Origin of the sequence: Pseudomonas sp. KUIN-1 (assembly GCF_009176725.1) — a bacterium.
Taxonomy (GTDB): Bacteria; Pseudomonadota; Gammaproteobacteria; order Pseudomonadales; family Pseudomonadaceae; genus Aquipseudomonas; species Aquipseudomonas fragariae.
Genome location: NZ_AP020337.1, coordinates 4,167,744 through 4,186,021, shown reverse-complemented (window position 1 = coordinate 4,186,021; position 18,278 = coordinate 4,167,744). Strand labels below are relative to the sequence as shown.

The 18,278-nt window shown below is 59.2% G+C and carries 20 protein-coding genes; 9 read left to right on the top strand and 11 right to left on the bottom strand.

All coding sequences use genetic code 11. From position 1 onward, the window contains the following. Positions 1–95: 95 nt before the first annotated feature. The gene (locus tag KUIN1_RS18750; protein ID WP_003404217.1) at positions 96–887 is read right to left on the bottom strand and encodes a TlpA disulfide reductase family protein; all 792 of its coding nucleotides are present in this window, start codon (positions 885–887) and stop codon (positions 96–98) included. Between the two features lie 362 nt (positions 888–1,249). On the opposite strand from KUIN1_RS18750, the gene KUIN1_RS18745 reads away from it, so the two are divergent. Continuing rightward, positions 1,250–2,527, top strand: a complete 1,278-nt coding sequence (locus KUIN1_RS18745; protein ID WP_011268556.1) for an aromatic amino acid transport family protein — start codon at positions 1,250–1,252, stop codon at positions 2,525–2,527. Between the two features lie 72 nt (positions 2,528–2,599). On the opposite strand, the gene KUIN1_RS18740 is transcribed toward KUIN1_RS18745, so the two are convergent. The 3 genes from KUIN1_RS18740 to KUIN1_RS18730 form a co-directional block, all read right to left on the bottom strand. Further along, the gene (locus tag KUIN1_RS18740) at positions 2,600–2,806 is read right to left on the bottom strand and encodes a hypothetical protein (RefSeq protein ID WP_002554553.1); all 207 of its coding nucleotides are present in this window, start codon (positions 2,804–2,806) and stop codon (positions 2,600–2,602) included. 123 nt (positions 2,807–2,929) lie between these two features. Further along, positions 2,930–3,412 (bottom strand): GreA/GreB family elongation factor, encoded by a 483-nt coding sequence (locus KUIN1_RS18735; RefSeq protein WP_003404212.1) that lies wholly within the window; start codon positions 3,410–3,412, stop codon positions 2,930–2,932. Positions 3,413–3,415: 3 nt separating this feature from the next. Continuing rightward, positions 3,416–3,814: a hypothetical protein gene (locus KUIN1_RS18730; protein ID WP_003404210.1), complete on the bottom strand. Its 399-nt coding sequence runs from the start codon at positions 3,812–3,814 to the stop codon at positions 3,416–3,418. Positions 3,815–3,972: 158 nt separating this feature from the next. Between KUIN1_RS18730 and earP the strand changes: the two genes are divergently transcribed. Both earP and KUIN1_RS18720 read left to right on the top strand, forming a co-directional pair. Then, the gene (gene earP, locus KUIN1_RS18725) at positions 3,973–5,109 is read left to right on the top strand and encodes an elongation factor P maturation arginine rhamnosyltransferase EarP (RefSeq protein ID WP_103714418.1); all 1,137 of its coding nucleotides are present in this window, start codon (positions 3,973–3,975) and stop codon (positions 5,107–5,109) included. A gap of 99 nt (positions 5,110–5,208) precedes the next feature. Further along, positions 5,209–5,778, top strand: a complete 570-nt coding sequence (locus tag KUIN1_RS18720; protein ID WP_003404205.1) for an elongation factor P — start codon at positions 5,209–5,211, stop codon at positions 5,776–5,778. Positions 5,779–5,880: 102 nt separating this feature from the next. Here the strand turns inward: KUIN1_RS18720 and KUIN1_RS18715 are convergent, their stop codons facing one another. Next, complete coding sequence (locus KUIN1_RS18715) at positions 5,881–6,300, bottom strand: organic hydroperoxide resistance protein (protein ID WP_003342698.1); 420 nt, start codon at positions 6,298–6,300, stop codon at positions 5,881–5,883. 190 nt (positions 6,301–6,490) lie between these two features. Then, positions 6,491–6,964 (bottom strand): MarR family winged helix-turn-helix transcriptional regulator, encoded by a 474-nt coding sequence (locus tag KUIN1_RS18710; RefSeq protein WP_103714416.1) that lies wholly within the window; start codon positions 6,962–6,964, stop codon positions 6,491–6,493. A 189-nt stretch (positions 6,965–7,153) separates the two neighbouring features. Here KUIN1_RS18710 and KUIN1_RS18705 point away from each other — a divergent pair, with 189 nt between their 5' ends. Beyond that, entirely contained in the window at positions 7,154–7,900 is a 747-nt protein-coding gene (locus tag KUIN1_RS18705) for a sulfite exporter TauE/SafE family protein (protein ID WP_024660907.1), read from the top strand. Here KUIN1_RS18705 and KUIN1_RS18700 read toward each other — a convergent pair. Next, complete coding sequence (locus KUIN1_RS18700) at positions 7,890–8,744, bottom strand: LysR substrate-binding domain-containing protein (RefSeq protein ID WP_219812166.1); 855 nt, start codon at positions 8,742–8,744, stop codon at positions 7,890–7,892. The two genes, KUIN1_RS18705 and KUIN1_RS18700, sit on opposite strands and share 11 nt — an antisense overlap. Before the next feature lie 94 nt (positions 8,745–8,838). Here KUIN1_RS18700 and KUIN1_RS18695 point away from each other — a divergent pair, with 94 nt between their 5' ends. Next, positions 8,839–9,072, top strand: coding sequence for a DUF1127 domain-containing protein (locus KUIN1_RS18695; RefSeq protein ID WP_003404198.1), 234 nt, complete (start codon positions 8,839–8,841; stop codon positions 9,070–9,072). Positions 9,073–9,099: 27 nt separating this feature from the next. On the opposite strand, the gene KUIN1_RS18690 is transcribed toward KUIN1_RS18695, so the two are convergent. Then, the gene (locus KUIN1_RS18690; protein WP_011268550.1) at positions 9,100–10,446 is read right to left on the bottom strand and encodes a class II 3-deoxy-7-phosphoheptulonate synthase; all 1,347 of its coding nucleotides are present in this window, start codon (positions 10,444–10,446) and stop codon (positions 9,100–9,102) included. Between the two features lie 169 nt (positions 10,447–10,615). On the opposite strand from KUIN1_RS18690, the gene KUIN1_RS18685 reads away from it, so the two are divergent. Continuing rightward, a complete protein-coding gene (locus tag KUIN1_RS18685; protein ID WP_003404195.1) occupies positions 10,616–11,377 on the top strand; it encodes a spermidine synthase in 762 nt (253 codons plus the stop codon). 420 nt (positions 11,378–11,797) lie between these two features. Next, positions 11,798–13,504, top strand: coding sequence for a DEAD/DEAH box helicase (locus tag KUIN1_RS18675; protein WP_172452258.1), 1,707 nt, complete (start codon positions 11,798–11,800; stop codon positions 13,502–13,504). A gap of 90 nt (positions 13,505–13,594) precedes the next feature. On the opposite strand, the gene KUIN1_RS18670 is transcribed toward KUIN1_RS18675, so the two are convergent. Next, positions 13,595–14,362 carry a DODA-type extradiol aromatic ring-opening family dioxygenase gene (locus tag KUIN1_RS18670; protein WP_024652855.1) on the bottom strand — a complete coding sequence of 256 codons (768 nt, stop codon included), beginning with the start codon at positions 14,360–14,362 and terminating at the stop codon, positions 13,595–13,597. A gap of 102 nt (positions 14,363–14,464) precedes the next feature. On the opposite strand from KUIN1_RS18670, the gene KUIN1_RS18665 reads away from it, so the two are divergent. Continuing rightward, positions 14,465–15,127: a thiopurine S-methyltransferase gene (locus KUIN1_RS18665; protein WP_152092170.1), complete on the top strand. Its 663-nt coding sequence runs from the start codon at positions 14,465–14,467 to the stop codon at positions 15,125–15,127. A gap of 146 nt (positions 15,128–15,273) precedes the next feature. Here the strand turns inward: KUIN1_RS18665 and htpX are convergent, their stop codons facing one another. Both htpX and KUIN1_RS18655 read right to left on the bottom strand, forming a co-directional pair. Next, the gene (gene htpX, locus KUIN1_RS18660) at positions 15,274–16,161 is read right to left on the bottom strand and encodes a protease HtpX (RefSeq protein ID WP_003369784.1); all 888 of its coding nucleotides are present in this window, start codon (positions 16,159–16,161) and stop codon (positions 15,274–15,276) included. 265 nt (positions 16,162–16,426) lie between these two features. Beyond that, positions 16,427–17,638 carry a pyridoxal phosphate-dependent aminotransferase gene (locus KUIN1_RS18655; protein WP_003314686.1) on the bottom strand — a complete coding sequence of 404 codons (1,212 nt, stop codon included), beginning with the start codon at positions 17,636–17,638 and terminating at the stop codon, positions 16,427–16,429. Between the two features lie 188 nt (positions 17,639–17,826). Between KUIN1_RS18655 and msrB the strand changes: the two genes are divergently transcribed. Continuing rightward, positions 17,827–18,222 (top strand): peptide-methionine (R)-S-oxide reductase MsrB, encoded by a 396-nt coding sequence (gene msrB / locus KUIN1_RS18650; protein WP_054092567.1) that lies wholly within the window; start codon positions 17,827–17,829, stop codon positions 18,220–18,222. Positions 18,223–18,278 lie beyond the last annotated feature (56 nt).

Genomic DNA, 18,278 nt, shown 5'->3' with positions numbered 1-18,278 from the left:
TGTGTAAGCGCATTTATACATGGATAGGTGAAACGATGCAGCAGGCTTTCGCTCGCAATGACAACTTCATCTCAATCAGGCAGGTGAATACCTGACTATTTATCCAGATAATGAGTGAGGCTGGCGCTGGACAATTCGCCCAGATGACTGCCGATCAGGCGCCCATCCGGCGAATAGAAGAGAGTGGTGGGCAGCGCCGCCGAACCCACCTGTCGGGCGAACTCGCCGTCCGGATCCAGAAAGCTGTTGCTCAGCACCAGTTGCTGTTTCGACAGGTAGTCGCTGACTTCCCCGGCGCTTTCGGCCTGATTGACGAACAAAAATGTAATGTCCTTGCGTTCCCGTTGCATATCGCGCAGCACTGGCATTTCGCGGCGACACGGAGGGCACCAGGTGGCCCACAGGTTGATGACCACTGGTTTGCCCCGGTAGTCGGAGACCCTGACCGGCGCGCCAGTCAGCGTCCGAAGGGTTGTATCAGGCAGTGAATTGCCCTTTTGATAATGGTCCAGAATAAAACCGCCTGATACCCAGATCGCCAGTCCGATGCTGATTCCGAATGTCAGGGCGCGACGCTGTTCGGGGCGGCGCCAGCCGATGATCAGGCCGCCCAGCAGGGCGCAGATAACCCCGGCCCAGACCAGAAAGCCGCCGTCACGGATGTCCAGTGTCTTCCAGGGGGCTTCGCTGTACTGCGGGAAATAGGTCAGGACGAATGCGATACGTGCAGTAGCGATACCCAGAATGAAGAGTCCGAATACCGCGGTCTTTCTGGACAGGGTATGCCGGACAAGCCGTGCTTCTACCCAGGTGGCCGTTATCAAGGCGCCCAACAACAACAGGTGGGATATCGCGAGGGCGAACGGCCCGGCGTTGATGCTCAACATCGTTTTGGTCCTTGAAGGTTTTTTGCCGGGCGTACTGCACAGGGCGGCATGGTATCGCTGCTGCCCCTCCAGGAAAAATGCAGAACTGTTCCCGGATGTTAGGCCGCGTGGGCGGCTGGATTGAGCCCGTAAGCTGTTGAAACACTAATTCCTCGACAAGAGGTCGACCGTCCTCCAGCCCTTTATATAAAGGGCGTGCGCTCGAATGCCAGCATGTGCTGCAGAAACTATTGTCCTACAAGCCTTTGACTTCTGCCGACAATCCCGGAGAATCTCGCCCGCTGTTTTCGAGGGGGCGCTGAACTGCCGGTTTTTTCGACGCGTTTCCCTTTTTGATAAACCGGCCACGGAGAGTCGACCGGATGAATGATCAGGCTAATGGCGTCGTAGAACGTCTGGATGTAGCTCCCGAGAGCATCGCGTCATGGAATCGTAATGACACCACCTGGATGCTCGGATTGTTCGGTACCGCCATCGGTGCGGGTACCCTGTTTTTGCCAATCAACGCGGGTATCGGTGGTTTCTGGCCATTGATGGCGCTGGCACTGCTGGCGTTTCCCATGACCTTCTACGCCCACCGTGGGTTGACGCGCTTCGTGCTCTCAGGACGTGAAGGTGCCGACATCACCGATGTGGTCGAAGAGCATTTCGGCAAGAGTGCCGGTGCGATGATCACCTTGCTGTATTTCTTCGCAATTTTCCCGATCCTGCTGATCTACAGCGTGGCCCTCACCAACACCGTCGGCAGTTTTCTTGAGCACCAGTTGCACATCACGCCACCGCCGCGCGCCGCACTGGCGTTTGTGCTGATCATGGGGCTGCTGGCCGTGGTGCGTTGTGGCGAGCGGTTCATCGTCAAGGCCATGAGCCTGATGGTTTATCCGTTCATCGTCGCACTATTGTTTCTGGCAATATTCCTCATCCCGCACTGGACCGGCGGCATTCTGAGCACCGCTACCACGTTCCCTGAGCTATCGGCGTTCATACCCACGTTGTGGCTGGCCATTCCGGTGATGGTGTTCTCTTTCAACCACACACCGATCATCTCGGCCTTTGCCGTCGATCAGAAGCGTCAGTATGGCGAAAACGCCGAGGTGCGCAGTTCGCAGATTCTGGCCCGCGCCCACGGTCTGATGGTCGTGATGGTGCTGTTCTTCGTGTTCAGTTGCGTGTTGACCCTGTCGCCTGCCCAACTGGCCGAGGCCAAGGCGCAGAACATCTCGATCCTGTCTTACCTGGCCAACCACTTCAACAACCCGACCATCGCCTTTGTCGCGCCACTGATCGCGTTCGTGGCTATTTCCAAGTCGTTTCTTGGCCACTACATCGGTGCGAGCGAGGGCTTGAAAGGCCTGGTTCTGAAGGCGGGTCGTCGTCCTGCACCCAAGGCCCTGGACCGCATGACCGCGGCGTTCATGCTGGTGGTGTGCTGGCTGGTGGCAACGCTCAACCCGAGCATCCTGGGCATGATCGAAACCCTGGGCGGGCCGGTGATTTCAGCCTTGCTGTTCCTGATGCCGATGTACGCCATCCACAAAGTACCAGCCATGCGTAAATACGCTGGCGCGTGGTCCAACTACTTTGTGGTTGCCGCCGGTGTGGTGGCGATTTCAGCACTGATCTTTTCGCTGATCCGCTGAAGCCGGCAAGCGAAACCTCGCAGTCTGCGCCAATCCAGCGGTGCAGGCTGCGAGGACGTTATGCGATCGTGATCAGTCCACTGGCTCGGGATACAACGGCCTGGACAAGTGCATGATGCTCGCATAGTCGTAAACGTACTGCCGTCCCGCATGGCTGGTCGAACGCAGTTGGTCGATCAGTTGTCGTTCTTTCTTGTTCAAGTATCTCAACGCCGGATCTTGGCTGGACTTCAGGCGATCACGTTCATGGGCGTCAGGGAATGCGATGACGTTCGTCATGAAAAATCTCCTTGGGTTTTAGTCCTTGTTTGCTTTGATGTTGCCCCGGTTGCGGTGGTGATGGCGACGGTTCACCTTACCCACAAAAACTTGATGCGATCAACCCTGCAGATGCCGGGTGTGTCACAACGTTTGCGTTATCTCGTAGGATTGTCCGCTGCCGTTGATGACAATCTGTACAGCATCGTCTTCGAATTTGCCCAGTAGGTTCTGCCCGAGCGGGGCTCTGGCGGTAATGACGGTGACCAGATGATCCCCTGCACTGACCTTCAGGCCGGCAGCATCGGGGCCGAGGAACAGATAGTGCGTCTGCCCGCTCGCATCTTCGACAACCACCAGATCACCGGTCTGAATACCGCGCGATTCATCGAATGGCTTGAGCGACCATTTCCGATAAAGCGTCAGCGACTGACGAATCTCCTCGACGCGGCGTGCCTGGCCGGCTGCCAGGTAGGACGCTTCCAGTCCTAGCGTGTCGTACTTGTTCTCAGCGATGTTCTCTTCGTGGGTAGCCGTTTCGTAGGCGGTTTGCGCCGCTCGTTCGGCGATATCCAGATCGATGTTCAGCTTGTCGATGATCCGTTGCAGTACATCCTGTTTGTTCATGGTTTATCCGCAGTACTGATTGATGCTGGCACGGCTTTTTTCGCTCGGCGCGGTGCGATCCTGCTGTATCCAGAAATCACATTTCGAGCGGTTGAAGGTGCGCTGTTGTTGCTCCTGAGCCTGCTCGCGTGCCTGACGGGCCTCGCTTTCACGCAGGCTTTGCTCATATTTGCGAAACATCTCGGTCTCCGGCGCAGACGGGGAGGCGGCTTTTTGCGCAGGCGGGGCGGTCAGCTGTGCGGCGGCGTTTTCCAGCGCCTGGGTCTGGGCCGGTGGCAGGCTTTTGTAATAGAGCAGGGCGGTCAGAAACACCGCCAGGGCGCCCAGCCAGATGCCCAGCGCAATGCACACGATCAATTTCAACGACACGTACAGGTCGCGACGGCGGGTAGGGAATGACATGGCTGAACTCCTTGCAGGCCAACAGATGTGATTGTGCCATGCCTGATGGTCAGGCATGGAAACGGTGCTGCATGTTTGCCCGGCAGCATCAGGCTGGTGACAACAGACCTTTGTGAACGACAATCAGCGTTTTTGCCATCCAGCCTCAGGGAGCCAGGATGAAAGCCTCGTGGGATATTTTTTGCAGCGTAGTCGACAACTACGGTGATGCGGGCGTGACCTGGCGTCTGGCGCGCCAGCTGGTCGCCGAGCATGGCCTGCAGGTGCGTTTATGGATCGATGACCTGTCGGCCTTCGTTCGCTTGTGCCCCGGTGCCGATCTCCAGGCCCGGCAACAATGGCAAGAGGGCGTGAGCGTTTGCCAGTGGCCGAGCGAATGGGTGAACACCGATATTCCTGATGTGGTCATCGAAGCGTTCGCCTGCCGCCTGCCGACGCGCTACACCGAATCGATGCTGCAGCGTTCGCCAAGGCCGTTGTGGCTGAATCTGGATTACCTAAGCGCCGAGGACTGGGTGTCTGGCTGCCACGGCCTGCCTTCGCCACAATCGAACGGTTTGAAGAAGTTCTTTTTCTTTCCGGGTTTTTCCGAGGCCACCGGTGGCCTGTTGCGCGAAAAAAACCTGATCGAACAGCGCCAGGCGTTTCAGCAAAACAGCGCGGCAAGGCAAGCGTTCCTGAGCGGATTGGGTATCGACGCGTTGGCAGGTGCGCGTCTGATCTCGGTATTTGCCTATGAAAATCCCGCGCTCGGCAGGTGGCTCGATGCCCTGACCAGCGACAGCCGGCCGACGCATCTTCTGGTGCCGGAGGGACGCATCCTCGGCGACCTGCAGCGCTGGCTGGGTGTCGACGATCCGCTGCGCGCCGGGTTCACTCAGGTCAGCGGCGGGCTGACGGTTCAGGTCCTGCCGTTCATCCGTCAGGAGCTTTACGACCAACTGCTCTGGAGCTGCGATTTCAATATCGTGCGCGGCGAGGACTCGTTCGTGCGTGCGCAGTGGTCGGGGCGGCCAATGCTCTGGCACATCTACCAGCAGGAAGACGACGCGCATCTGCCCAAGCTCGATGCGTTTTTAACGCTCTATCTCGCGGGTCTTTCGCCCGCGGCCGCGCAGGCGGTGAATCAGTTCTGGCAGCGCTGGAATGTCGGCGGCGACCTTGGCGAATGCTGGACGGCGCTGGCAGAACACTGGTCGCAGATCGAGCGCAATGCCGAACGCTGGTGCCAGCAACAAGCCGCACAGACTGATCTTGCCACGGCGCTGGTGCAGTTTTATGTAAATTCGCTATGATACGCGGCCTTGATACAAGGCTCTGTACGAAAAAGGCCTGCGCAGGTTGTTTCTCGTACAGAGCCTTTGGTTAATTCCATCCAAATTCGGATATATGCAATGAAAACTGGTAAAGAGCTGAAACCCGGTACCGTGATCCGTCTCGAGAACGATCCATGGCTGGTTCAGAAAGCTGAGTTCACCAAGTCCGGTCGTAACAGCGCGATCATGAAGACCAAGCTGAAAAACCTGCTGACCGGTTACAAGACCGAGATCGTTTACAGCGCCGACGACAAGCTGGACGACGTGATCCTGGATCGCAAGGAAGCCACCCTGTCTTTCATCAGCGGTGACACCTACACGTTCATGGACACCTCTGACTACACCATGTACGAGCTGAACGCCGAAGACATCGAAAGCGTTCTGCCTTTCGTCGAAGAAGGCATGACTGACGTTTGCGAAGCCGTGTTCTTCGAAGACCGTCTGGTTTCCGTAGAGCTGCCGACCACTATCGTGCGTCAGGTTGACTACACCGAAGGCTCCGCTCGTGGCGACACGTCGGGCAAGGTCATGAAGCCTGCCAAACTGAAAAACGGCACCGAGCTGAGCGTTGCCGACTTCATCGAAATCGGCGACATGATCGAGATCGATACCCGTGAAGGCGGTTCCTACAAAGGCCGTGCGAAGTAAGCATTGTTTTGTAACCCCGTTACGCAAAAAACCCGCATCGCTGCGGGTTTTTTTGTGCCTGAGACTCTTGCCGGGCAGCCGTTGCCCAGGCGTCAGACAGGATCAGACCGTTACATGCAGGCGCACATCGACGTTACCGCGAGTGGCGTTCGAGTATGGGCAGACCACGTGCGCGGCATCGACCAGTTGCTGAGCGTCGGCTTGCTCCAGGCCTGGCAGGCTGACATGCAGGTCGATGTCCAGACCGAAACCGCCCGGGATCTGGCCGATGCCTACGTGGGCGGTGATCGAGGTATCTGCCGGAATGCTGCGTTTGCTCTGGCCGGCCACGAACTTCAATGCACCGATGAAGCAGGCCGAATAACCGGCAGCGAACAGCTGCTCAGGGTTAGTGGCTGCGCCGCCAGCACCGCCGAGTTCTTTCGGGGTCGCCAGCTTGACGTCGAGAATCTTGTCGTCGGAAACAGCACGACCATCACGGCCGCCGGTGGCGGTTGCAACTGCGGTGTAAAGAGTGTCCATGATCTTGCCTCGCTCGATGAAGGGTTGATTGCGCTAAATGCTTGCGCGCTAATTAATCGCAAAGCAAAGGTAGCCCAAGGATAGTTTGCGCGCAAGATAATTCTGCAAAAAGGTCTAGGATGATCGTTGGAGGGCCTGCCAGACCTCACGCAGGGTGGCCGGGCATGACGAGCTGAGGTGAGGCCTTTTCCTAGAGGCTCTGGTGCAGGTGCTCGCGCAGCTCCAGCAACTGCGCTTGCAGGTCGCGAAGCTTTTCCATGGTCAGCCCGCTCGACGAGAGAATGCAGCCAGGTACGGTCAAGGCCTTTTGCTGCAACTCGCGTCCCTGTTCGGTCAGGTGAAGCAACACCACCCGCTCGTCTTCCTTGCTGCGCGTGCGGCTGATGAAGCCCTCGCCTTCGAGTCGTTTGAGCAGCGGCGTCAATGAACCCGGATCGGTGAGCAGGCGCGTGCTGACGTCGCCCACAGTGAGCCCGTCCCTTTCCCACAGCACCATCATCGCCAGATACTGCGGATAGGTCAGCCCGAGCGCCTGCAACAGCGGCTTGTAAACCTTGGTCATCATCAACGAGGTGGAATACAGGGCGAAACACAATTGGTTATCCAGCAGCAGCGAATCGCAATCGGCAGGTGCGGAGCGGGTCGGGCTTTGGTCGGCACTCATATCAGGTCCTCAAACTCGGTCGAATGAGTTTAACTTAGTGTTGCACTCTTTAATGCGCCAGATAATTTCGCTCATGCAGCGCTCAAAGCGCTGGCATCGTGCGTGATGCGCGAAAAAAACGGCGTCATCGGCTGTCGGTCCAGAGCAGGACTGCGTAGCATTTGGTCATTGATCGGGTGGGGACGCAGTGTGATTGAAATTGTGATGTTTGTGTTGCTGGGTGCAGCGATGGGCACCCTGGGAGGGTTGTTCGGCATCGGTGGTGGTCTTGTGGCAATTCCCGCGCTCGGGGTGCTGTTCGGTCTGGATCAGCAACTGGCTCAAGGGACCGCCTTGCTGATGGTGCTACCGAATGTGTTGCTGGCCTTGTGGCGTTACAACCAGCGCAACCGGATTCTGCTGCGTAATGCGCTGATGTTGATCATCCCCAGTTTCATTTTTGCCTGGCTGACCTCGCTGCTCGCGGTTCGCATCGACCCGCAAGGCATGCGCCTGGGCTTCGTCGGTTTTCTGGTGGTGCTGACCGTGTTTAATGTCGCGCAGATGTATTGGCGCAGCAAGCAGGCCGCTGGCGGGTTGCGTCATGAACAGTGGTTATGGCTGCTGGGCGTCGGCTCCGGCGTGACCGGTGGTCTGTTTGGCGTCGGCGGCGGGGTCGTGGCGACGCCGATCCTTACCAGTGTCTTCGGCGCGACCCAGGTCGTGGCTCAGGGGCTTGCGCTGTCCCTGGCGGCGCCGAGCACCGGTATCACGCTGGTCACCTATGCGTTGCACGATCACGTCAACTGGTCGATGGGCATTCCGCTGGCCATCGGCGGCCTGGCCAGCATCAGCTGGGGCGTCAAGCTGGCGCATTCGTTGCCGGAGCGCACCCTGCGCCTGATGTTCTGCGTGTTTCTGGTGCTCTGTGCGGTCATTCTCGCGCTCAAGGTTTGAAGCCGGCGATGATGTAATCGGCCATGCATTCGGTGATGGGCGAGGGATTTCCAGACTTGCGCAGGAGGACGATGCTGGCGGTTGGCAGCTGTGGCAATTGTTCCGCCTCGCCGAGGATACGTAAATCCGCTGTGGCCAGGCTCTGGAACTGCGCGGTGACTGCCAGGCCCGCGCCGACCACTGCAGTGATCGCCGCCATGCTCGAGCTGCTGTAGGCGATGCGGTAATCACGCCCCATGCCGTCCAGCGCATTGCACGCCCAGTCACGACAGAAGCAGTGGGTATTGAACATCGCCAGCGGAATGGGTGTTTGCTCATGCGGGGCAAAGCCGACGGCCTCCATCCACATCAGACGTTCCTGACGCAGCAGCGTGCCGATCTCGGTGCCGGGCTTGCGCGTGACAATGGTCAGATCCAGGTCGTGACGTTGCAGCAGAAGGTCCGATGGCTCGCAATGCACTTCCACTTGAACCAGCGGATAGGCCTGGGCGAACTGCGCCAGAATGCCGGGCAGGAAGCGCATCACGTAATCGTCCGGCGAGCCGATTTTCACCACGCCGATCATGTGCGGCTCGCGCAAGGTGTTGAACACCTCGCTGTGCAGCTTGAGAATTCGCCGCGCGTAACCGAGCAGTACCTGGCCCTCCGCAGTCAGGTTCAGGACCCGGCCTTCACGCTGAAACAGCGGGCGCTGCACGACGTCTTCTTCCAGACGCTTCATCTGCATGCTGACCGCCGACTGTGTGCGGTTGACCGCTTCACCTGCGCGAGTGAAACCGCCGTGATCGGCAATCGCCACGAAGGTGCGCAACAGTTCGGTATCAATGCTCGGGTAGGTGGCCAATACATCAAACTCCCAGATGGAAGGCATAACGAACATTCGTTGGATTGATCCTACGCCCGAGGCGAGACTTCAGTCATCCCACATGGAGGGCAAGATGATGAAAGGTCAAAAACAATGCGCAGGGGTAGAAGGGGGCGATGGGGGGTTGCAGGCGGGCACGGTGTTCACAGCGCTGAAGCGTCATCTGCAGCGCTGGCTGGAGCTGCACCGCCAGCGCCGCTTGCTGGCACAGATGAGTGACGGAGCACTGAAGGACCTGGGCTTGAGCCGTGCCGATATTCAGCAGGAAGCCGAGCGTCCGTTCTGGGACGACCCGCTCAAGCATTGAGCGGGCAGTTGCTCCGGGTTTTCCTGTTTAGCGCCTGACCTGCTTGAGGGTCTCGGCAATCAGGAAGGCCAGTTCCAGTGACTGATCGGCGTTCATGCGTGGGTCGCAATGCGTGTGATAGCGATCCGAAAGGCCGTCTTCAGTGATCGGGCGGGCACCACCGATGCATTCGGTGACGTTCTGTCCGGTCATTTCAATGTGGATGCCGCCCGCGTAAGTGCCCTCAGCCTGGTGCACCTGGAAGAACTGCTTCACTTCGCCAAGGATCTGCGCAAAGTCGCGGGTCTTGTAGCCACTGCTGGCCTTGATCGTGTTGCCGTGCATCGGGTCCGAGCTCCACAGCACCTTGCGGCCTTCGCGCTCGACGGCGCGGATCAGCTGCGGCAAGTGATCACCGACCTTGTTGGCACCCATGCGCGCGATCAGGTTCAGGCGCCCCGGGTCGTTGTCCGGGTTGAGGATATCGATCAGGCGGATCAGGTCGTCGGTGTTCATGCTCGGGCCGACCTTGACGCCGATCGGGTTGTTGACCCCGCGCAGGAACTCGACGTGCGCGCCATCGAGCTGGCGGGTACGGTCGCCGATCCACAGCATGTGCGCCGAGCAATCGTAGTAATCGTTGGTCAGGCTGTCGCGTCGTACGAAGGCTTCTTCGTAATTGAGCAGCAACGCTTCGTGGGCGGTGAAGAAGCTGGTTTCGCGCAACTGCGGCGAGCCGTCCATGCCGCAGGCGCGCATGAACGCCAGGGTTTCATCGATGCGCCCGGCCAACTGGCTGTACTTGTCGGCCAGCGCCGAGTTGGCGATGAAGTCCAGGTTCCACTTGTGCACCTGATGCAGATCGGCAAACCCGCCCTGTGCGAAGGCGCGCAGCAGGTTCAGGGTGGCGGTGGACTGGTTGTAAGCCTGGATCAGGCGTTCCGGGTCCGGCACTCGGCTTTTCTCGTCGAAACCGATGCCGTTGACGATGTCACCCCGATAAGCCGGGAGCGTCACGCCATCGATGATTTCGTCGTTGGCCGAGCGTGGCTTGGCAAATTGCCCGGCCATGCGTCCGACTTTCACCACCGGGCAACCGGCGGCAAACGTCATCACGATTGCCATCTGCAGCAGGACCTTGAACGTATCGCGAATCTTGGCGGCGGAAAACTCCATGAAGCTTTCCGCGCAGTCACCGCCCTGCAGCAAGAACGCACGTCCCTGGGTCACTTCGGCAAACTGACGGCGCAACTCACGTGCTTCGCCGGCGAACACCAGCGGCGGGTAACTGGCCAGTGTCTGTTCGACCCTGTGCAGGTGCTCGGCATCAGGGTAGTGAGGTTGCTGCTGAATCGGCAGTGCCCGCCAGCTGTCGGGGCTCCAGGGTTGGCTCATTATTGGCTCTAGAGTTGTGCAATCGGATCGGCATGTTAGCAGTTCGTCGTTGCTCTGCCAGTGCGGTGCGGAGCATTGGAGCGACGCCGTACGCCACAACGTGTGACAAAGCCGTGCGCTTGCCCGACAATTCGTATTTTGCGCTCGGCGCAGACAACCAGGAACGGTGATGACGGAAGAGCGTGAGCGCGTAGAGCGAATCCTGGCCGAGGTGCACGACGACTTCGGCATGATTCGCGTGCTGGAAGTGGAGGATTACCGCTTTCTGGAGTTTGGCGATGCCATCGAGCAAAGCTGCACCTTTACAGCCGATCCGAGCTGGCTGGAGTACGACTACACCCGCGCGATGCTGATCGGCGCGCTGTGCCATGACGCGCCGGAAAGCGCGCTGTTTCTGGGCCTGGGGGCCGGTACGCTGACTCAGGCCTGCATGAAGTTCCTGCCCCTCGAGGATGTGGAAGTCATCGAGCTGCGCCCGGATGTGCCACGTCTGGCCATGGAGTTCATGGGGCTCGACGACGATCCGCGACTGTATATCCGCATCGGCGATGCGCTGGACCTGCTGGACAGTGCCGAGCCTGCCGACCTGATCTTTGTCGACCTGTACACCGATGTCGGGCCTGGGGTCGGGCACCTGGCCTGGAATTTCCTGCAGAGCTGTCAGCAGCGGCTGAATCCGGGCGGCTGGCTGATCATCAATCAGTGGGCGACCGACGACGGCAAGCCGCTGGGAGCGGCGCTGCTGCGTGGCCTTTACCACCGCCATTACTGGGAGCTGCCGGTGAAGGAGGGCAACGTCATCCTGCTCGTCCCGGCCGACCTGGAGCAGACACTGGATATCGACGCGTTGAACGGACGAGCCGAGGCACTTGCGCCGCATCTGGGTTACTCGCTTGCGTCGCTGATCAAGGCTATTCGTTCCGCCACCTGAGTAGGTGACAGCTGAGTCGATTGTGCTGAAAACGGGGTGGGACAATTCGCCACACCTCGAAGGCCAGGATGCCGGTCATGTGCAAGAATAGATTAAACGTTTAAGCGGTAATCCCCGCAATCTCGGGCCCGCGCCTTGATCATGCGGCCTTCTGCCCGGACTCAGGGGCTGCCGCCGCTCAAAAATGGCGCAACGTTTCGTAAAAAAAGACTCACTAAGGTGCGTATTTCCGGTATAGTGCGCGCCGGCCTTAACACGGCCCTCGTCAAGGTATTGCAGTTCCCCGAAGCCAGCTTCGGTTGCTTGTTCGCACAACGGACTAGCCTGGACGATCCATTCATCAAACGTTTTCGCAAATCCCCGCCGACAAAGCAGCCAGGGTGACCTCAAGGTCGTACACGGCACGCGCAGCTTTGAAGCATGGGTCTTTGCGGATGCACTAGAGGCAGACCCATGACCCAGGAAATCGGCGGCTTCGCCGCTCTCGAACTTCATCCAAATATCGTTGCAGCAGTCGTCGCCACTGGCTACGAAGAGCCTTCGGCCATTCAGCAGCAATCGATCCCGATTATTCTCGCCGGTCACGACATGATTGGTCAGGCGCAAACCGGTACGGGTAAAACCGCCGCGTTCGCACTGCCTATCCTGCATCGGATCGACCCGAGCAAGCGCGAGCCGCAAGCACTGATCCTGGCCCCGACCCGCGAACTGGCACTTCAGGTTGCCACCGCGTTCGAGACCTACGCAAAACAAATGCCGGGCGTGACCGTTGTAGCGGTCTACGGCGGCGCGCCGATGGGCCCTCAGCTCAAGGCTATCCGCAACGGCGCACAGATCGTCGTCGCTACCCCGGGCCGTCTCTGCGACCACCTGCGTCGTGACGAGAAAGTCCTGGCGACCGTGAACCATCTGGTTCTCGACGAAGCGGACGAAATGCTCAAGCTGGGCTTCATGGACGACCTCGAAGTCATCTTCAAGGCCATGCCTGAAACCCGCCAGACCGTACTGTTCTCGGCCACGCTGCCACAGTCGATCCGTGCCATCGCCGAACGCCATCTGCGCGATCCGAAGCACGTCAAGATCCAGACCAAGACCCAGACCGTTACCGCGATCGAGCAGGCTCACCTGCTGGTTCACGCTGACCAGAAGACCTCGGCCGTACTGAGCCTGCTGGAAGTCGAAGACTTCGACGCCCTGATCATGTTCGTCCGCACCAAGCAGGCGACCCTGGATCTGGCCAGTGCTCTTGAAGCCAAAGGCTACAAGGCTGCCGCACTGAACGGCGACATCGCCCAGAACCAGCGCGAGCGCGTTATCGAATCCCTCAAGGATGGCCGTCTGGACATCGTTGTGGCGACCGACGTTGCTGCCCGTGGTCTTGACGTTCCGCGTATCACCCACGTCTTCAACGTGGACATGCCTTACGATCCGGAGTCATACGTTCACCGTATCGGCCGTACCGGTCGTGCCGGTCGCGAAGGTCGCGCACTGCTGCTGGTGACGCCTCGTGAGCGCCGCATGCTGCAAGTGATCGAGCGTGTTACCGGTCAGAAGGTTGCGGAAGTCCGCCTGCCGGATGCCCAGGCCGTTCTGGATGCGCGCATCAAGAAACTGACCAACAGCCTGTCGCCGCTGGTCGCTGATGCCGAATCGACTCACGGTGATCTGCTCGATCGTCTGACTGCCGACATCGGCTGCAGCCCTCGCGCGCTTGCCGCTGCACTGCTGCGCAAGGCTACCAACGGTCAGGCACTGACCCTGGCAGCCATCGAGCGCGAGCGTCCACTGGTTCCGAACAACGCCCCGCGCGGTGATCGTCCAGAGCGCAGCAGCGACCGTGGTGATCGTCCTGAGCGTGAGCGTCGTGCGCCGGTTCCATTGGCCGAAGGCCGTGCTCGTTGCCGTACCGCGCTGGGTGCGCGTGATGGTATCGCTGCCAAGAACCTGCTGGGTGCCATTCTCAACGAAGGCGGCCTGGCCCGCGAAGCGATCGGCCGTATCCAGGTCCGTGACAGCTTCAGCCTGGTCGAACTGCCGGAAGATGGTCTTGAGCGTCTGCTGACCAAGCTCAAGGACACCCGTGTTGCTGGCAAGCAGCTCAAGCTGCGTCGCTATCGCGAAGACTGATCGGCTCTTGAGCTGATCGGCCAATAAAAAATCCCCGACTGGTTCGGGGATTTTTTTGCTTTGGATTCAGGCAGGTTGGCGCTATTGGCTTCACCCGAACCGATAGATATCCATCCCGAGCGCGCCCATGGTGAAGCCCTGATGGGCAATGCCGAAGCCACCGCCAGCGCCGCGCGCAAAATACAGCGGCAGCAGGTGCTCGTCACTGGGGTGCGCACGGGCTGCGTGAGGAGCAAGGCTGCGGTAGTGGTGCAGTGCGGCTTCGTCGTCGTTTTGCAGCTTGTCGATCATCCAGTCACGAAACACGGCAGCCCAGGGCTCGATGCTGTCGGGTCCGGCGTTCCAGTCAAGATCACGCAGGTTATGCGTGATGCTGCCTGAGCCGATGATCAGCACACCCTGTTCACGCAAGCTGGCCAGTGCCCGGCCCACGCGGGTCTGCAGTTCAGGTCCCTGGCGGCTGGGCAGTGAAACCTGCACCACCGGAATGTCGGCGTTCGGGTACATCAGCGACAACGGCACCCAGACGCCGTGGTCGAACGGACGTCTGCTGTCGATGCGTGCAGGCAGGTCGCTGGCGGCAAGCAGATCTACCACCGTGCGCGTCAGTTCCGGCAACCCTTGCGCCGGGTACTGCACTGCAAACAATTCGGGCGAAAAACCGCCGAAGTCATGCCATGTCTCTGGATGTGAATTGCCGTTGACGATCAGTTCATGGCTTTCCCAGTGGGCAGAGACCATCACGATGGCGCGAGGCCGTGGCAGGCTGGCAGCCAGTCGCTTCAGAGCCGGGCCGCTGTCACCGGGTTCCAGCGCCAGCATGGGGGAGCCATGGGAAATAAACAGGCTGGGGAACATTTAAAGCTCCAGAATAGAGAGATGACTCATAGTCGGTCATTTTTATGATCTAAATCTAATATAAGTTCTGGCGCTTTTTTATCGAATTTTCAGGAGGTTTTCATGAAGACGGATTTTTGGCTGCAGCGCTGGAGCGCCGGACAGATCGGCTTTCATCAGTCCGAGGTCAATCAGGACCTGCAGCAATACTGGTCCTCGTTGAGTGTTGCACCAGGGGCGCGGGTTCTGGTGCCGTTATGTGGCAAGAGCCAGGACATGAGCTGGCTGAGGGGGCAGGGGTATCACGTGGTGGGCGCCGAGCTGTCCGAGGCGGCGGTAGAGAGCTATTTCACCGAGCGTGGTGAGCAGCCGCAGATTACGTCGCAGGGCGACTTCAAGGTCTACGCAGCGCCCGGTATCGAAATCTGGTGCGGTGATTTCTTCGCGCTGACTGTGCGCGATATCGGTCATTGCGCGGCGTTTTACGACCGTGCCGCGATGATCGCCTTGCCAGCGGATATGCGCGAACGCTATGTATGGCAGCTTGAAGCGCTGACGCCGCAAGCGTGTAGCGGTTTACTGATCACCCTGGAATACGATCAGACCCTGCTCGAAGGCCCGCCATTCTCCGTGCCGCACACATGGCTGCAGAGGGGCATGTCGGGAAACTGGGAGGTAACGAAGGTAGGCGGGCAGGATACGCTGCACAGCAGTCCCAAGGCGTTGAAGGCCGGATTGGAGCGTATGGATGAGCATGTTTATGTGTTGGAGCGTCAATCGCGCTGAGTTGGTCCTGAATCTCTCTGAATCGCAGAACCGTTTGACGCCCTGCGTCACGAACTGCATTCCCACGCGGAGCGTAAGGAACGAGAGGTGTCCGGAAGAACACCTCTCATTGCCATGCGCGGGGCTGAGGCTATCGCGTTCGTGGTTCAACCGCGGCGGCGCAGGGCCTCGATGCGTTGCTCCAGCGGCGGGTGGCTCATGAACAGGCCGGCGAGGCCTTTCTTGAGACCGGCGTTGATACCGAAGGCGGTCAGGCTGTCGGGCATGTTCACCGGGACGCCCTGTTCGGAACGCAGGCGTTGCAGCGCGCCGATCATTGCACCCGTACCCGCCAGTCGTGCACCGGCATCGTCAGCGCGGAATTCGCGTTTGCGCGAGAACCACATGACGATGGCGCTGGCCAGAAAGCCCAGTACCAGCTCGGCGAAGATCGTCGTGATGTAGTAAGCGATGCCCTGACCGTTTTCAGTCTTGAAGATCACCTTGTCGACGAAGTTGCCGATGATGCGGGCGAAGAACATCACGAAGGTGTTCACCACACCCTGCACCAGCGCCAGCGTCACCATGTCGCCGTTGGCAACGTGGCCGATCTCGTGCGCCAGTACGGCTTTCACCTCATCCGGCGAAAAACGCTCGAGCAGGCCCTGGCTGACCGCAACCAGTGCATCGTTCTTGTTCCAGCCCGTAGCGAACGCGTTGGCTTCGTACGCCGGGAAAATACCGACCTCCGGCATCTTGATGCCCGCGTCGCGGGACAATTGTTCAACGGTCTGCAGCAACCATTGCTCATGGCGAGTGCGAGGCTGGCTGATGATCTGAGTACCGGTGCTCATCTTCGCCATCCACTTGGAGATGAACAGCGAGAACAGCGAGCCCGCGAAGCCGAACACAGCGCAGAAGACCAGCAGCTGATTGAGGTTCAGATCAACCCCGTTGGCCGCCATGAACCCATTGAAGCCAAAAAGGCTCAGGGTGATGCTGGCAATCAGCACGACCGCAAGGTTAGTGGCCAAAAACAGCAAAATGCGCATCATGGTCGAAACGTTCTCCTCAGGTAAATATGTAACTCGATGCCGGGTATATAAGGTGATGCTTGCTGCTATTCAACAGAGGGACTATTTCAAACTGTGTCCTCTTGTCGCAATCAATGGTAATCCTGCAAGGCTGAACGGCGCCTGAGCCAGAGTGGTCGATGCCTGAAGCGTTTGGGGCAGGGCGTCCATGATGTTTCGGGCGCACAGAAATAAACTGCCCCGAGCGGGTCGGGGCAGAGAGGTCGGGGGAGAGCGCTGTGGCTGTTTACTGCCGATAACCCTTGAGGAAGTTACCGATGCGGCCAATGGCCTGCTCCAGTTCATCGACGCGGGGCAGGGTCACGACGCGGAAGTGGTCGGGGTATGGCCAATTGAACGCTGTACCCTGAACCACCAGCAGTTTTTCGGAAAGCAGCAGGTCGAGGACGAACTTCTCGTCGTTGAGGATCGGGCAGACTTTCGGGTCAATGCGCGGGAACGCATACAGCGCGCCCATCGGCTTCACGCAGCTGACACCGGGAATGTCGTTGAGCAGCTCCCAGGTGCGGTTGCGCTGTTCCAGCAGACGGCCAGGGGGAAGAATCAGATCATTGATGCTCTGATAGCCGCCCAGCGCGGTCTGGATGGCGTGCTGGCTCGGTACGTTGGCACACAGGCGCATGTTGGCCAGAATGTCGATGCCTTCGATGTAGCTCTGCGCGTTGTGTTTCGGCCCGGAAATGGCGATCCAGCCGGAGCGGAAGCCCGCAACCCGATACGACTTGGACAGGCCGTTGAAGGTCAGGCACAGCAGGTCCGGCGCCAGCGAGGCGGTGCAGATGTGTACCGCGTCGTCATACAGGATCTTGTCGTAGATTTCGTCGGAGAACACCACCAGATTATGCTGGCGAGCCAGCTCCAGCATGCCCAGCAGTACTTCGCGCGAATACACCGCACCTGTCGGGTTGTTCGGGTTGATGATGACCATGGCCTTGGTGTTCGGGGTGATCTTGGCCTTGATGTCTTCAAGATCCGGCCACCAGTTGGCCTGCTCGTCGCACAGGTAGTGCACCGGGCTGCCACCGGACAAGGCGACAGCAGCGGTCCACAGCGGGTAGTCGGGGGCCGGAACCAGCACTTCGTCGCCATTGTTGAGCAACGCCTGCATCGACATCACGATCAGCTCGGACACGCCGTTGCCCAGGTAGATGTCTTCGATGCCGACGCCTTCGACCTGCTTCTGCTGGTAATACTGCATCACCGCCTTGCGGGCGCTGAACAGGCCCTTGGAGTCGCTGTAGCCCTGCGCAGTCGGCAAGTTGCGGATCACGTCCTGCAGAATTTCGTCCGGCGCCTCGAAACCAAACGGCGCCGGGTTGCCGATGTTCAGCTTGAGGATGCGGTGACCTTCCTCTTCCAGGCGTTTGGCGTGCTTGAGCACCGGCCCGCGAATGTCATAGCAGACGTTTGCGAGCTTGTTCGATTTGTTGAACTGCATGGTGATGATCCCGAAAATGGACGAGCTGTCGCCGGCTTGCAATGAAGGTCGCTACATTCGCCATGAAAATGGGTTTGTGTACGACAAACGCGGGTGCCAGACTGACGTCTGACCTGGCGCAATGATACGTGCCACCTGATCTGCGGAAAAGGTACAGATCAGGGTTTTTCGAATTCGGAGGTGTACCTGTGGACAAGTTGCAGAAAACGCTGGAAGAGTGGAAGCAGATGCTCGACCCGGAGCAGTACAACGTCTGCCGTCTGAAAGGCACCGAGCGGCCGTTTTCCGGCAAGTACGACAAGGTCAAGACAGACGGCATTTATCGCTGTATCTGCTGCGAGGAGCCACTGTTCGATTCCACCACCAAGTTCGATTCAGGCTGCGGCTGGCCCAGCTTCTATGCGCCACTCGAGAACAGTGCAGTGATCGAGGTTCGCGATATGAGCCACGGCATGATTCGTACCGAAGTGGTTTGCGCCAAATGTGATGCGCACCTGGGGCATGTGTTCCCGGATGGACCGCCACCCACCGGCCTGCGTTATTGCATCAATTCGGTCTGCCTGGATCTGGTGCCGCGCGCCTAAGCGCTGCGCAGATTCAGCCAACGCCCTGTCCCAATTCCAGTATCGAGGCCTCCTTT

Excerpts from the sequence above, each read along its gene's own strand:
- KUIN1_RS18750 (WP_003404217.1), bottom strand. The coding sequence starts at position 887 with ATGTTGAGCATCAACGCCGGGCCGTTCGCCCTCGCGATATCCCACCTG.
- KUIN1_RS18745 (WP_011268556.1), top strand. The coding sequence starts at position 1,250 with ATGAATGATCAGGCTAATGGCGTCGTAGAACGTCTGGATGTAGCTCCC.
- KUIN1_RS18740 (WP_002554553.1), bottom strand. The coding sequence starts at position 2,806 with ATGACGAACGTCATCGCATTCCCTGACGCCCATGAACGTGATCGCCTG.
- KUIN1_RS18735 (WP_003404212.1), bottom strand. The coding sequence starts at position 3,412 with ATGAACAAACAGGATGTACTGCAACGGATCATCGACAAGCTGAACATC.
- KUIN1_RS18730 (WP_003404210.1), bottom strand. The coding sequence starts at position 3,814 with ATGTCATTCCCTACCCGCCGTCGCGACCTGTACGTGTCGTTGAAATTG.
- earP (WP_103714418.1), top strand. The coding sequence starts at position 3,973 with ATGAAAGCCTCGTGGGATATTTTTTGCAGCGTAGTCGACAACTACGGT.
- KUIN1_RS18720 (WP_003404205.1), top strand. The coding sequence starts at position 5,209 with ATGAAAACTGGTAAAGAGCTGAAACCCGGTACCGTGATCCGTCTCGAG.
- KUIN1_RS18715 (WP_003342698.1), bottom strand. The coding sequence starts at position 6,300 with ATGGACACTCTTTACACCGCAGTTGCAACCGCCACCGGCGGCCGTGAT.
- KUIN1_RS18710 (WP_103714416.1), bottom strand. The coding sequence starts at position 6,964 with ATGAGTGCCGACCAAAGCCCGACCCGCTCCGCACCTGCCGATTGCGAT.
- KUIN1_RS18695 (WP_003404198.1), top strand. The coding sequence starts at position 8,839 with ATGATGAAAGGTCAAAAACAATGCGCAGGGGTAGAAGGGGGCGATGGG.
- KUIN1_RS18690 (WP_011268550.1), bottom strand. The coding sequence starts at position 10,446 with ATGAGCCAACCCTGGAGCCCCGACAGCTGGCGGGCACTGCCGATTCAG.
- KUIN1_RS18685 (WP_003404195.1), top strand. The coding sequence starts at position 10,616 with ATGACGGAAGAGCGTGAGCGCGTAGAGCGAATCCTGGCCGAGGTGCAC.
- KUIN1_RS18675 (WP_172452258.1), top strand. The coding sequence starts at position 11,798 with ATGGGTCTTTGCGGATGCACTAGAGGCAGACCCATGACCCAGGAAATC.
- KUIN1_RS18670 (WP_024652855.1), bottom strand. The coding sequence starts at position 14,362 with ATGTTCCCCAGCCTGTTTATTTCCCATGGCTCCCCCATGCTGGCGCTG.
- KUIN1_RS18665 (WP_152092170.1), top strand. The coding sequence starts at position 14,465 with ATGAAGACGGATTTTTGGCTGCAGCGCTGGAGCGCCGGACAGATCGGC.
- htpX (WP_003369784.1), bottom strand. The coding sequence starts at position 16,161 with ATGATGCGCATTTTGCTGTTTTTGGCCACTAACCTTGCGGTCGTGCTG.
- KUIN1_RS18655 (WP_003314686.1), bottom strand. The coding sequence starts at position 17,638 with ATGCAGTTCAACAAATCGAACAAGCTCGCAAACGTCTGCTATGACATT.